The organism is uncultured Microbacterium sp. (genome assembly GCF_964244775.1).
In the GTDB taxonomy this organism is placed as follows: Bacteria; Actinomycetota; Actinomycetes; order Actinomycetales; family Microbacteriaceae; genus Microbacterium.
Window position 1 is genome coordinate 145648 of the sequence record NZ_CAXTJR010000004.1, and the last position, 12833, is coordinate 158480.

Annotated in this window: 12 protein-coding genes; 11 read left to right on the plus strand and 1 reads right to left on the minus strand. The window is 67.1% G+C overall.

Features of this window, described 5'->3' with window-relative positions:
* Positions 1-5: 5 nt before the first annotated feature.
* The gene (locus ACFE6Z_RS09285) at positions 6-701 is read right to left on the minus strand and encodes a TetR/AcrR family transcriptional regulator (protein WP_375385452.1); all 696 of its coding nucleotides are present in this window, start codon (positions 699-701) and stop codon (positions 6-8) included.
* An 86-nt stretch (positions 702-787) separates the two neighbouring features.
* Between ACFE6Z_RS09285 and ACFE6Z_RS09290 the strand changes: the two genes are divergently transcribed.
* The 11 genes from ACFE6Z_RS09290 (at position 788) to ACFE6Z_RS09340 (ending at position 12832) form a co-directional block, all read left to right on the plus strand.
* Entirely contained in the window at positions 788-2170 is a 1383-nt protein-coding gene (locus tag ACFE6Z_RS09290; protein ID WP_375385453.1) for an amidase family protein, read from the plus strand.
* Positions 2167-3183, plus strand: coding sequence for an alpha/beta fold hydrolase (locus ACFE6Z_RS09295; RefSeq protein ID WP_375385454.1), 1017 nt, complete (start codon positions 2167-2169; stop codon positions 3181-3183). The genes ACFE6Z_RS09290 and ACFE6Z_RS09295 overlap by 4 nt, the downstream gene beginning before the upstream one ends.
* Positions 3184-3185: 2 nt before the next feature.
* A complete protein-coding gene (locus tag ACFE6Z_RS09300; protein ID WP_375385455.1) occupies positions 3186-4142 on the plus strand; it encodes a helix-turn-helix domain-containing protein in 957 nt (318 codons plus the stop codon).
* Between the two features lie 142 nt (positions 4143-4284).
* A complete protein-coding gene (locus tag ACFE6Z_RS09305; RefSeq protein WP_375385456.1) occupies positions 4285-5427 on the plus strand; it encodes a serine hydrolase domain-containing protein in 1143 nt (380 codons plus the stop codon).
* Positions 5428-5449: 22 nt separating this feature from the next.
* The gene (locus ACFE6Z_RS09310) at positions 5450-6871 is read left to right on the plus strand and encodes a flavin-containing monooxygenase (protein ID WP_375385457.1); all 1422 of its coding nucleotides are present in this window, start codon (positions 5450-5452) and stop codon (positions 6869-6871) included.
* Positions 6872-6905: 34 nt separating this feature from the next.
* Complete coding sequence (locus tag ACFE6Z_RS09315) at positions 6906-8099, plus strand: ABC transporter substrate-binding protein (protein WP_375385458.1); 1194 nt, start codon at positions 6906-6908, stop codon at positions 8097-8099.
* Positions 8100-8173: 74 nt separating this feature from the next.
* Positions 8174-9031, plus strand: a complete 858-nt coding sequence (locus ACFE6Z_RS09320; RefSeq protein ID WP_375385459.1) for a branched-chain amino acid ABC transporter permease — start codon at positions 8174-8176, stop codon at positions 9029-9031.
* Positions 9018-10778: an ATP-binding cassette domain-containing protein gene (locus ACFE6Z_RS09325; RefSeq protein WP_375385460.1), complete on the plus strand. Its 1761-nt coding sequence runs from the start codon at positions 9018-9020 to the stop codon at positions 10776-10778. Before ACFE6Z_RS09320 ends, ACFE6Z_RS09325 begins: the two co-directional genes overlap by 14 nt.
* Positions 10778-11488: an ABC transporter ATP-binding protein gene (locus tag ACFE6Z_RS09330; protein WP_375385461.1), complete on the plus strand. Its 711-nt coding sequence runs from the start codon at positions 10778-10780 to the stop codon at positions 11486-11488. Before ACFE6Z_RS09325 ends, ACFE6Z_RS09330 begins: the two co-directional genes overlap by 1 nt.
* Before the next feature lie 23 nt (positions 11489-11511).
* Complete coding sequence (locus ACFE6Z_RS09335) at positions 11512-11955, plus strand: nuclear transport factor 2 family protein (RefSeq protein WP_375385462.1); 444 nt, start codon at positions 11512-11514, stop codon at positions 11953-11955.
* Positions 11948-12832 carry an alpha/beta fold hydrolase gene (locus ACFE6Z_RS09340; protein WP_375385463.1) on the plus strand — a complete coding sequence of 295 codons (885 nt, stop codon included), beginning with the start codon at positions 11948-11950 and terminating at the stop codon, positions 12830-12832. The genes ACFE6Z_RS09335 and ACFE6Z_RS09340 overlap by 8 nt, the downstream gene beginning before the upstream one ends.
* Position 12833 lies beyond the last annotated feature (1 nt).

The following is a 12833-nucleotide window of genomic DNA, read 5'->3' on the forward strand; positions in this document are numbered from 1 at the left end:
AGCCCTCAGCGGTCCCAAGACCCGTCGGGGTAGTGCACGGGCAGTTCCAGCCCGGAGATCAACAGATCGGTGATGGTGTCGAGCACATCGTCGTCGACGAGCTGCGCGAAGAGACCGTCGATCCGCCACGCGCGATGTGCGCGGGTGATGATGGTGCTGAGCAAGTAGATGCGCAGGCGAACTTCTTCTCGGCGCTCGGCGCCCCAGCGCGACAGCAGTTCGGGCATGGAGTCCGACTGCACCTGGTCGAGGCCGCCGTGACCGAAGCCGCCCGTCGCGAGAATCTGCTCGAGCGCGAGCACCGCGCCGCGATTGTCGTCCCACCAGGCCCACGCGATGCGAACCCACTCGCGCACGTTCGCTCGCAGACGGGTGGAGATCGCCTCATCGAGCTGGGCGAACGCCTCGGCGCTCTGCGGCACCATGAGCTCGAACACCGCGTGCGCGACTTCGTCCTTGTTCTTGAAATGCACGTAGAACGTGGCACGGCTCGAACCGGCCTCGGCCGCGATGTCGTCGACTGTGGCGCCGGAGAACCCCTTCACTTCGAAGGTGCGCACCGCCGCTTCCACGAACTTCGTGCGGGCGAAGGTTTTCTGTTCCGCGCGGAGGGATGGCCTCCCGCGCTCTCGACGCACGGAGTCGGTGCGCTCTGGTGTCGACATGATGCCCTTCGTCGCCGGATGCTCCCATCGTGCCATACACGCAGGAATTCAGACACTGTATCTATTTATCTGACACTGTGTATATACTTCCGACAACCAGTCTCCTACCCGTCGGAGTCACCATGTCGCCCGCCTCCCCGCTCGACCTCGCCGCATGGCGCATCCGCCTGGATCACGGCGAGCCGACTCATCCGAAGCGCGCGAGCATCGAGCAGGCGAACAGCTCGTTGCAATCGCACCGCGCGTTCATCTCGGTCGCCCCCGGCACGCGCGAAGAAGCCGCCTCAGGCCCGCTCGCCGGCATCCCGTTCGCGGTCAAGGACAACATCTACACCGTCGATCTGCCCACGACGGGGGGATGCCGCGCTCTGGCGAGCTGGCACGCCAACATCGATGCACCCGTCGTGGCCGCCCTCCGAGAGGCGGGAGCGTGGGTAGTTGGCAAGACCAACCTTCACGAGCTCGCGCTCGGGGTGACCTCCAACAACGCCGCATACGGCGCCGTGCGCAACCCCATCGATTCCACCCGCTCAGCGGGCGGTTCCAGTGGAGGAAGCGCAGTGGCCGTCGCGCTGGGCGTGGTTCCGTTCGCGTTGGGCACCGACACCGGCGGGTCGATGACCATCCCCGCCGCCGCGTGCGGAGTGGTGGGCTATCGGCCCAGTGCACGACGCTATTCACCGGATGGCGTCATCCATATCTCTCAGACGCGCGACGAAATCGGCGTGTTCGCGAACACGGTGCACGACGTGCAGGTCATCGACGGCATCCTTCGCCGAGAATCCGTCCCGACGAACCCGGCCGGCGTCACTCGCCTAGGGGTGCCGGATCGCTACTTCTACGACCTCGACGACCAGACTGAGCTGGCGGTCGCCCGCGCGCTGGAGACCCTGCGATCGCAGGACGTCGAGCTTCATCCCGTGTCGATCGACGATGTCGTCGACGGCGCGCACGAGCATGGATTCTCGATCGTGGGAGTCGAAGCCCTCGCAGACCTGGATGCCTTCCTCGGCAGCGCGGGATCGGGACTCGGGCTCGACCTCGACACGCTGGTCTCGCGGATCCTCTCGCCGGATGTGCGACTGCTCCTGACCGCACTTCTGGAGAATCCGATCTCCGAACAGACGTACCGCCGCGCACTCGCGGAGCGAGCGCGCCTGCGGGCGAGGATGTCGGAGTTGTTCGTACGGGAGCGCCTCGACGCGCTGGTCTACCCGACGACCCCCGTGCTTCCGCCGCTCCTCGGCGAGGATGTCGTTCGTTCGCCCCGTGGCGACCTCGCCGTCTTTCCGACGCTCACGCGGCACACCGAGGCCGGCAGCGTCATCGGCGCTCCGTCGATCAGCATCCCCGTCGCCGCGCCGGGGGAACCCGCAGTGGGTCTCACGCTCGAAGGCGCACCGGATGCAGACATCGCCCTGCTGCACCTCGCGGCGGAGGTATCGCACCTGCTGGAGCCGTCGCGGAGGCCGTCTCCCCTCTCCTCAGAAAGGGTCCGCCCGTGAGCGCCGCTGATCCCCAGATCTTCACCCTCGGCGACTTCGAGCTGGAGAGCGGCCGCGTGCTCCACGACGCGCGGATCGTGTTCCAGACGCACGGCACTCTGGACGCCGATGGGAGCAACGCCATCCTGTACCCCACCTGGTTCATGGGCACCCACTCGGACAATGAGTGGCTCATCGGCCAGGGTCGACCCCTTGATCCGCTCCGGTACTTCATCGTGGTGCCGAACATCCTGGGCAATGGCCTCTCGACCTCGCCGTCGAACGCGGTATCCACCGATTCGGGGGCCGATTTTCCCCTCATCACCGTGCGCGATCAGGTGAGGGCGCAGCGCGAGCTCGTCCGATCGTTGGGCATCGCCCGACTGCAGGCGGTGATCGGCTGGTCTCTTGCGGCGTGCCAGGCATTTCAATGGGCGGTCAGCTTTCCCGAACTCGTCGAGCGGATCATGCCGTTCTGCGGATCGGCGCGCACCAGCGAACACAATCACGTCTTCCTCGACGGCGTCGCGGCAGCGATCCGGGCCGACGGCGCCTTCGCCGACGGTCGGTACAGCGAGCAGCCGCTGAAGGGTCTCGCGGCCGCCGGGACCGTCTACGCAGGGTGGGGGTTCAGCCAGACGTTCTACCGCCAGCATCTCTATCGCGAACTCGGATTCGCCACGCGCGACGCCTTCGTGTCGGACTTCTGGGTGCAGATGTTCACCGCCGGCCGCGACGCGAACGACATCCTGTCGATGATCGCCACATGGAAGAGCGCCGACATCGGGATGACGCCGGGCATCGACGGCGGCACCGAGGCGGCACTGGGCGCCATCACGGCCCGCTCGGTGGTGCTGTCGGCCGAGCAGGACCTGTACTTCTGCGTCGACGACGAGATCATCGAGACGGCCTTCATCCCCGGATGCGACTTCCGCGTGATTCCCGGGGTGTGGGGTCATTCGGCGGGCGTGGGCGCGCATGCGCCCGATACCGCGTTCATCGACGCGGCTCTGGCCGATCTGCTGGCGAGCTGACGATGGATGCCGTCGCCCCCGCTCCCTACCTCACCGAGATCACCGGCGCGGGCGCCCTGCAGTGGCGGAACGCTGTTTCGCGGCTGCTCGTGGACATCGAGATGTCGAGCGTGGACGCGCCCGCCTTCGAGGGCCACCTGCGATTGCGTGCCGTGTGGGGACTGCGCTTCGCGGATGTGACGGCCAGCCCGAGCAGATCGCGATCGGTGCGACGAGCCGAGATCGATCGGCCGGCATACATCCTCTGCTATCAGTTGACCGGCACCGGAACCGTCAGTCAGGACTCGCGTTCGGCAGAGCTGCACCCCGGCGAATTGACGCTCTATGCGACGGATCGGCACGCGGAGCTGGAGTTCGGACCCGACTTCCGGGCGCTCTCGCTGCGCGTACCGGTCGACCTGGTCGATGTCCCGCGCTCCCGCATCGATCCACTCCTGGCGAGGGTACTCCCCTCCGACGGACTCGCGCCGGTGATGGGCGGCTACCTGGAGCGCGCGGGAGCCCTGCTGGATGCAGGATCACCTGCGAGCCGCCTCCAGGCTGCCCGCACGAGCGTCGAACTGTTCACGACTTTCGTGCGGTCGAGCCTCGAGGATGCCGGCTCCGACGCCACGGGCACACTGAGCGCGATTCGCATCGTCGAATACATCGATGCGAACCTCGGCGACCACGAACTCGCCCCCGCCACGATCGCCGCGGCCCTGCACATCTCCGTGCGGCAGCTCTACAAGCTCTTCACCGCCGACGACACGGTGGCCACCTACATCCGTCGACGGCGACTCGCCATGTGTGAACGCGACCTCGCCGACCCTGCACGGGCGGCGGAGCCCATCGCGACGATCGCGCGTCGGTGGGGCTTTGAAAGCGCGTCGCATTTCGGTCAGCTCTTCCGCGAGCACAGCGGATTCAGCCCCGCCGCCTATCGGCGCGATCTGTTCCAGGTGCAGCGCGCGGCCTGAGCGCGCACCATCTCGGGCCTGCTCTGGAGACCGTGCGCACTCTCGATAGGGATGTACGCGAATCCGAGACTGCGCCCCCCAACCCGAAACCTAGTCTCTCCACAAGCGCACAATCTGCGCCCCTAGCGAAGGAGCTATGACCGTGACCGAACCCGCTTCACCCGCTGTCGTCACCGTCCAGGGGCATGCTCACGGCGACTTCGCGGAAGTCGCCGACGCATTCGCGCGAAGCATCGCGCGACAGGGTCGTGGTGGCGCCGGGCTCGCGGTTCACGTCGACGGTGAACTCGTCGTCGATCTCGTGGGCGGAGAAGTCGGACCCGGTTCGCTCGTTCAGGTCTTCTCGGTCTCCAAAGCCCTCGTCGCCGTTGCGGCGGCACACGCGGTCTCGGCGGGACGCCTCGACATCGATCGTCCGCTGGCCGATTTCTGGCCGGCCTTCGACCGTGCGGCAACCGCGGCGATCACGACGCGGATGATTCTCTCTCACACGTCGGGAATCTCGGCGATCAGCCGGCCGCTCTCGCTCGACGAGCTTCTCAGCGGCGGCCTCGACGAGGCGGTCGCGACCGAGGATCCGCTCTGGACTCCCGGCACCCGCCTCGGCTACGGCGCGTTCACCTTCGGCGCTCTCGTCGACGGCGTCTTCCGCAACGCGCTCGGGACCACAGTCGCCCAGTATGTCGACGAGCACCTCACCACCCCGGTCAGCGCAGAGTTCTGGTTCGGGGCGCCGCAGTCAGAGCTCGCGCGGGTTGCGCCGCTGCGGTTCACCCCGTCGGCTCTCACGCCTGCCGAGGCGAACGCGCAGGAGAGCGGAGCGGCGATCCCGGATGGCAGTTTCGCCGCGGTCGCCGCCGATCCCCCCGCCTTCTTCACCGACCCCCGGGTCATCGGCGCCGGATGGCCGTCGATGTCGGGTGTGTCCTCGGCGCGAGCTTTGAGCCGCGTGTTCGCCGCGACGGTAGGACCCGTCGACGGCGTGCGACTGCTCGACGACTCGGTCGTGGCGAACATCACCCTCGAACACAGCGGTGGCACCGACGCGCTGATGCATCACGGGACGCGGTTCGGCCTCGGGGTGGAGCTGCCGCATGCGCAGTTCCCGCTCCTCGGGGCGGGCTCGTTCGGACACGAGGGCGCCGGCGGCTCGGCCGTGGCGATCGACCCCGCCCGCAGGGTCTCGATCGCGTACGTCACCACCGCCTTCCCCGCCACCCTCGGCGCCAGCGACGGCGCACTGACTCTCATCAACTCCCTGCGCTTCTGCCTGGACGCGCGCTGAAACCCCTCGGAAAGACGACATGATGGCCATCGATTCCACCTACGCTCCCTCGGAGCTGCCGACCCGCTACTGCATCATCGGCGCAGGGCCGGCCGGGCTCATCGCCGGACGGTCGTTCCTGCGCGCCGGCATCCAGTTCGACATCCTCGAGCGCTACACCGAGGTCGGCGGGATCTGGAACATCGACCAGCCCGGCTCTCCCATGTACGAGTCGTGCAACTTCATCGCCAGCAAGAAGCGCGGCGGTTTCATCGGCTACCCGATGCCGGAGGAGTACCCGGACTTCCCCACGTGGTCGCAGATCCGCGACTACATCCACGCGATGGCGGCGGACTACGGGCTCATCGAGCACGTGCAGTTCGAGACCGAGGTGACCGCCGCTGAGCCGCTCACGACCGACGGCGGCACATTCTGGCGCGTGACCCTGCGATCCGGAGAAGTGCGGGACTACCGCGGCGTGATCTACGCCGGCGGCCACGAGTGGTCGGCATTCGTGCCCGAGATCGCCGGCCTCGAGACCTTCACCGGTCGCGCCATCCACTCGCGCGACTACCGGTCGCTCGACGAGTTCCACGGCAAGCGCGTGCTCATCGTGGGAGCCGGCAACTCCGGAGTCGACATCGCCTCCGATGCCGCCGTTGCTGCCGACAAGGCGTTCCTGTCGACGCGGCGCGGCTACTGGGTGCTGCCGAAGAACTTCTTCGGCGTGCCGACGCCCGACTACATCGACGGCACCGAGCCGCTTCCCGACGTGTTCCCTTTCAACCAGGTGCACTCCGAGGATGACCGCATCGCGCTGCTGCTCACCCTGATCGGTGACATCACCCGGTACGGCCTGCCCGCGCCCGACCACGCCCTGACCGCGACGCATCCGATCGTCAGCAACACGGTGCTGCACTTCCTCGCGCACAACCGGCTCGCCTGGAAGCCCGACGTCGAATCGATCTCTGGAAACCAGGTCACCTTCCGCGACGGGTCGGTTGAGGAGATCGACGTGATCGTGCTCGCAACGGGCTACGACATCGAGATCCCGTTCCTCGCGGATGGTCTGGTCACGTACCACAACGGTCGCCCGCGCACCCACCTGTCGACGTTCCTGCCGGAGCTCGAGAACTTCTACACCGTCGGGATCATGCACACCACCGACAACGGCTACCAGAACTTCGACGAGTTCACCCAGCTGATCGTCGCCGACATCCGCGCCACCCTCTACGGCGAGAACGCGGAAGCCGTCGAGCGCCTCAAGCACGACTACCACCCGGATCTGGTGGGCGATCTGAAGCTCGTGAACACCCGCCGCAACGAGAACCAGTGGAACGCCGCCGAGATGCGCCGCGTGCTGCTGGAGATCGAGCGCGACTTCGGCATCCCGATCCCCCGGTGGACCGATCAGGAGTTCTACCGCGACCTGCGGGTCGCAGCATCATCCCCGACCCGGGGCTGATCCGCACCATCCCCTCACAGTCAAGGAGAGCACCATGCGCACGCACCACATGACACGCATCATCGCGGCAGCGGCCGCGGCAGCATCCCTCACGCTCCTGGTCGCGGGCTGCTCCGCTTCAGGCACGTCGGGCAGCGGAGATTCCACGGCGCCCATCGTCGTGTCGTCGTTGAACAGCCTGAGCGGACCCGTCGTCGTCGAAGACTCCGAGCTGGCCGCCAAGGCGTACTTCGACGAGTACAACGCCGCCGGCGGCTTCAACGGACGGACGATCGATTTCCAGGTCGTCGACGACAAGACCGACCCCGCAACCGCGTCGTCCGCGGCGCGAGACGCGGTGGAGAATCAGGGCGCGGTCGCCATCGTCGGAGGTTTCAGCAACGTCGACTGCGCGGTGAACGGCGCCTACTACGCCCAGTCCGGAATCGTGAACATTCCCGGGGCGGGAGCCGACGAGGTCTGCTTCACGAGCTCGCACATCGCGCCCACCAACCCCGGTCCCTTCAAGGGCGCGCGCCTGACCCTCGACCTCGCTGACGAGCTCGGACTGAAAAGCATCTGCGGCGTCCTCGGCGTCGGCGGCGGCGCCCAGGCTGCGTTCGAGAAGACGTTCGCGCAGTGGACAGCCGACACCGGTCACACGTTCACGAGCCTCGACTTCATCCCCTACGGCGCGCCCGACTTCACGCCGTACGTGATCAAGGCGAAAGAAGCGGGATGCGACACCTTCTTCTTCAACGGCCAGACACCCCTCGCGGTTTCCATCATGAACGCCGCGAAGGCGCAGAACGTCGACTTCACCTACCTGCTGTTCACCTCCTCCTACACGGATGACTTCGCCGCCGCGGCTCCCGACACCGGAAACGGCGTCTACATCGTCGCCGAGTACGCGCCCTACATCGACGTCGATGGCGACCGCACCGCCGAGTGGAAAAGGGTGATGACCACGCACAACGTTCCGCTGACGGGGTTCGCTCAGGCCGGCTACGTCGCAGCGCACTACTTCACCGAGATGCTCAAGACGATCGACGGCGACATCACCAAGGAGAGCGTCGCCAAGGCCTTCCTCGAGCAGAAGGACGGTATCGAGGACTCCATGGTGGGTTCGCCGTTCATCTTCGGCCCCGGTGACGCGCACAACTCGAACGACTCGGGGTGGGCTGTGAAGCTCGAGCCCGGCTCGCCCACATGGACCAACGTCTCCGAGGACTGGCTCCACCTCAAGTGAGCACACGACCGGGGGCGTATCCCGCCCCCGGTCGCCCGCTCCGCCACCACGCCCATCGAGCAGAGAGGAACGCGATGCTACAAGGAGCACTGGCCGGGCTCGCCATCGGCGGCGTCTACGCCGTGATCGCCGTGTGCCTGACTCTGATGGCTCGGCTGGTGCGAGTCATCAACTTCGCTCAGGCCGTCGTCGGAATGTTCGGCGCCTTCCTCGCGGCCGGGCTGGCTCGTCTGGGCATGCCCGACGTACCCGCCATCATCATCGGAATCGCCGTCGGCACCGCGCTTTCCGGGGTCATCGGCCTGGTCATCTCGACCTGGCTGCCCGAAGCGACCACGAGCGCCCGGTCGGCCGTGACGGTGGCTGCGCTCCTCACGTTGCTGACGCTGTCGTACATCATCTTCGGAACCGATCCCCTCTCGTTCACCGTGTTGGTGTCAGGACCCGCGTGCGAAGTCGGTGGGGTGATCATCGGCAACATCACGATCGTCATGATCGTGATGGCGGTGGGTGTGGCGGTGGCAGCCAAGCTGATTCTGGACCGGACCCGCATCGGCATTCGCCTGCGCGCCGTGGCCGATCGCCCCGTCACGGCCGAACTCGTCGGCATCCGCGTCGGACTGGTCACGCAGTCGGTGTGGCTGCTCAGCGGCCTCGTCGTGTCGATCGCCATCATGATCGTCGCTCCCGCGCAGACCAGCGACGCCTTCTCGCTCTCGATGCTCGTCATCAATGCCGCGGCTGCGGCGCTCCTGGGCGGATTCCGCCGGTTGGACGTCGCCCTTGCGAGTGGGCTGCTGCTCGGCATGCTGCAGGGCGCGATCGCCCAGTACGCCGATCTGTTCCTCCTGGGCGAATGGCTCCCGCTCGTGGTCATCGTGCTCCTCCTGCTGTGGAACCAGAGAAAGGTGGTGTGGGATGCTGCACGCTGAACCTCGGCGCCGTCCCCGGGCTCTGTCCGGCATTGCGATCGTGCTGATCGCCATCGCCGCGGGCTGGATCGTGAGCCTCGTGCTGCCGAACTACTTCGTGTTCCTCGGGATCACGGCAATCGTGAGCGCGATATCCCTGCTGGGCCTCGGAATCGTCACGGGCAGTGCGGGCATGATCGCGCTGTGCCAGCTGTCGTTCGCCGCAATGGGCGCATGGACCGTCACCGCACTCAACTCGATCGGCGCTCCCGGCGGCCTGTTCCTCTGGCTGGTGGCCGGCACGGTCGTAGCGGGTGCAGGTGGGCTGCTCATCGGCCTGCCCGCGCTTCGCCTCCGAGGAGTCAACCTGGCAGTCGTGACGCTGGGGTTCGCTGCGGCGGTCGACGTCACGATCGTCAAGTTCCAGTTTCCCGGGTCGAGCACGATGCTGCAGGTGCAGAGGCCGTCGCTCGTCCTGACCGATCGCAACTATCTGTTCTTCTGCCTGGTGGTCTTCCTCGTCCTCGCTGCCGTGATGCACGTACTCCAACGCGGAAAGACCGGAACCGGATGGCGCACGGTCGCCTTCTCCGAGCGCGCCGTCGCCGCTGCCGGCGCGAGCGTGGCGGGGCTCAAGCTGCTCGCCTTCGCCCTCAGCGCCGCCATCGGGGGGCTCAGCGGCGGGCTGCTCGTCGGTCAGATCGGCGGAGCGTACCCGGCGAGCTTCAGCACCATGCAGTCGCTCGCCTTCTATCTCCTCTCGATCATCGTCGGCACCCAGTTCGGCGAGATGGCGCTGTTGGCGGGCATCGTGATGGTCGCGATCCCCGAGCTTCTCAAGCGATTCGGGATCTCGCAGGACTGGGGGCTGGTCATCTTTGGTATCACCGGCATCCAGGCGCTCGCGACCAACTCGACGCTCGGCCAGCAGATCCGCGACGGAATCGCTCGACGTCGTCGTCGGCGATCCCTCACCCGGACTTCGGCCGCTGATCCGCAGCGCCCGGCACCCGCCGTCGATCCCGCGCCGCCCGCACAGCACAGCGATGTCGCGCTCGACGAACCGCTGCTCGAGGTGCGCGGGCTCACCGTCACCTACGGCACCGTCACGGCTCTCGATCATGTCGACCTCGATGTGCCTTCGGGACGGATCGTCGGACTGATCGGTCCGAACGGTGCGGGCAAGTCGACGCTCGTCGATGCCGTGTCGGGGTTCCTCGCGAACCACGAGGGGACGGTGCAGCTGGCCGGTCGATCCCTGGACGGAACCCCGCCGAACCGCCGAGCGCGCGGGGGACTGCGGCGCACCTTCCAGCAGGCGCGCGTGCCGTCGGACATGACGGTCGGAGGCTATGTCGCCTTCGTCGCCCGGTCGGGCAGCACGAGCGCCGAGATCGCCGATCTGCTGCGTGAGTTCGACTGCCCGCCGCCCGAGTCGCGGCTCGCCGATTCGGATGTGGGCACACGCCGCCTGATCGAGGTCGTCGCACACATCTCGTCGAAACCGCGCGTGCTCATGCTCGACGAACCGGCCGCCGGCTTCTCGCACGAAGAGCACGTGCGTTTCGGCGAGCGGCTGCGCCGCATCCCCGCTCGCTTCGGAGTGTCGATCCTCCTGATCGAACACGATCTCGACCTCGTGCGCTCGGTGTGCGACACGATCGTGGTGCTCGACTTCGGACGAGTGATCGCAGCCGGAGACCCCGAGAGCGTCCTCCGCAGCCAAGAGGTCCTCGAGGCGTACATGGGAGAGGTCCAGTCGCTGTGATGAACACTGTGACCAACGTCGGGACGGATCTCGTCCTCGCCGACATCCAGGTCGACCGTGGCATGGGACCAGTTGTCTCGGGAGTGTCGCTCTCCGTCACGGCCGGCTCGGTCACGGCGCTCGTCGGGCCCAACGGTGCGGGAAAGACGAGCCTGCTGGAGGCCGTCTCGGGAGTGGTGCCGGTTCATTCCGGATCGATCGTGCTGGACGGAGTCGACATCACCAAGATGTCGCGCCGCCGACGCGCCGCAGCCGGGCTCGTGCACGTCGAGCAGGGCCGAGCGGTGTTCCCCACCCTGACCGTGCGCGAGAACGTGGGGATCGCCGCGCGCTCCGCCGCCGACGTCGACAGCGCGCTCGCATCCTTCCCCGAACTGGCCAAGCGACTCAGCGTCCAGGCGGGCGTGCTGTCGGGCGGCGAACAGCAGATGGTGGTGCTCGCGCGAGCCCTCGCCGCCCGGCCCCGCGTGCTGCTGATCGACGAGATGTCACTGGGGCTCGCTCCCGTCGTGTTCCTGCGCCTGCTCCCGATCGTGCAGCAGGTCGCGCGCTCGGGCGTCGGGGTTCTCCTCGTCGAGCAGTTCGCCCAGCACGCCCTGGCCATATCCGACGACGCCGTCGTGATCTCCGGCGGCCAAGTCGGCTATCAAGGTGCCGCCGCCGCACTGCTCGATGACCCCGACCTGCTCGTGAAGGTCTACCTCGGCTGATCGCCCAACCCAAGGAGGAAAGAATGCCCCGAATCATCCCGCTGCCTGCGGGCTCCCTAGAGAACCGCAACTGGTCCAGCGAAGACCGCGCGACCGTCCAGGTCGTACTCGACGGCTACGACGCGCTCATCGGCGGTGCCGACGAATCGGAAGTCACCGCGCTGTACGCAGCCGACTACCGTGACCACGCCACCACCGTGCCGGGCGGAGATCTCGGTTCGCTGATCGCGATGGTCCAGCAGTCCACCGTCAACTCCCCCGGCACCGAGATCGAACTGCACCAGGTGCTGGTGGACGGCGATCGGGTCGTGGTCTACAGCTCGGGTCGCCGGGCGAGCACCGACGGATGGGACGGGATCATGGAGATCTTCCGCGTCGACAACGGTCTCATCGCCGAGCACTGGGAGACCATCGAGCCGGCCGGATTCTTCGATGCCCCCGCAGAAGGCGCACACACCGATGACTGACGAACGAGCGACCGACGAGCGAGCCACCGACGAGCGAGCCACCGTCCTCGCTGAGGACGGCACCCCGATCGTCGTGCACATCACAGGACCGGATGCCGGTGTGCCGGTCGTCCTGCTGCACGGGGTCGGCTCCAGCAGCGTCACCTACGACTGGTTGCTGCCCGACCTCGAGGGCCGCCGGGTGTACCGGGTCGACCACCGCGGACACGGAGACTCCGGACGCAAGGACGGCACCTACACGCTCCCCTTCTACTTCGATGATGCCGTGCGCGTTCTGGAGGAGCTGGTGGGTCGCCCGGCGGTGCTCGCCGGATTCTCGCTGGGCGGAATGGTCGCCTGGCGGATCGCGCAGCGGCGCCCGGATCTGGTCCGCGGGGTCTTCTTGGAGGATCCCATCGTCTTCATCGAGAAGACCTACCAAGGACCGCTGCCCGAGATTCTGCGCGGCACGATCGAGCAGGAGAAGAGCTGGGCGGCGCGTGGACTCACCCTCGACGAGGCCACCGAAGAACTCGGCCGCAATCCGGCCGGGCCAGACCTCACGATGGCAGACGTCCTTCAGCCTGACGGCCTTCGAGGTCTCGCCCTGTCGACGATCAAGCGCGACCGGGGAACGATGGAAGCTGCGATCGACTCGTCGATGTCGCAGGGAATCGACACGACGTCCCCTCTACTCGTGCCCGCCCTGGTGCTCGCCGCGGGAGACGAGGGGGGCGCTGCGTTCCCCACCGAGGATGCCGCCGTGATCGCCCGAAGCCACCCGGATATCGAATTGCACAAGGTCTACGATGCGGGCCACCAGGTGCACAACTCTTTCGCGGGTCGCGAGATCTATCACGACCTGCTGCTCGAGTTCATCCGCCGATTCGACGACTGAG

Bases quoted from the DNA above. Each gene is read 5' to 3' on its own strand.
- ACFE6Z_RS09330 (WP_375385461.1), top strand. From the start codon at position 10,778: ATGAACACTGTGACCAACGTCGGGACGGATCTCGTCCTCGCCGACATC.
- ACFE6Z_RS09310 (WP_375385457.1), top strand. From the start codon at position 5,450: ATGGCCATCGATTCCACCTACGCTCCCTCGGAGCTGCCGACCCGCTAC.
- ACFE6Z_RS09325 (WP_375385460.1), top strand. From the start codon at position 9,018: ATGCTGCACGCTGAACCTCGGCGCCGTCCCCGGGCTCTGTCCGGCATT.
- ACFE6Z_RS09300 (WP_375385455.1), top strand. From the start codon at position 3,186: ATGGATGCCGTCGCCCCCGCTCCCTACCTCACCGAGATCACCGGCGCG.
- ACFE6Z_RS09335 (WP_375385462.1), top strand. From the start codon at position 11,512: ATGCCCCGAATCATCCCGCTGCCTGCGGGCTCCCTAGAGAACCGCAAC.
- ACFE6Z_RS09285 (WP_375385452.1), bottom strand. From the start codon at position 701: ATGGCACGATGGGAGCATCCGGCGACGAAGGGCATCATGTCGACACCA.
- ACFE6Z_RS09290 (WP_375385453.1), top strand. From the start codon at position 788: ATGTCGCCCGCCTCCCCGCTCGACCTCGCCGCATGGCGCATCCGCCTG.
- ACFE6Z_RS09320 (WP_375385459.1), top strand. From the start codon at position 8,174: ATGCTACAAGGAGCACTGGCCGGGCTCGCCATCGGCGGCGTCTACGCC.
- ACFE6Z_RS09340 (WP_375385463.1), top strand. From the start codon at position 11,948: ATGACTGACGAACGAGCGACCGACGAGCGAGCCACCGACGAGCGAGCC.
- ACFE6Z_RS09315 (WP_375385458.1), top strand. From the start codon at position 6,906: ATGCGCACGCACCACATGACACGCATCATCGCGGCAGCGGCCGCGGCA.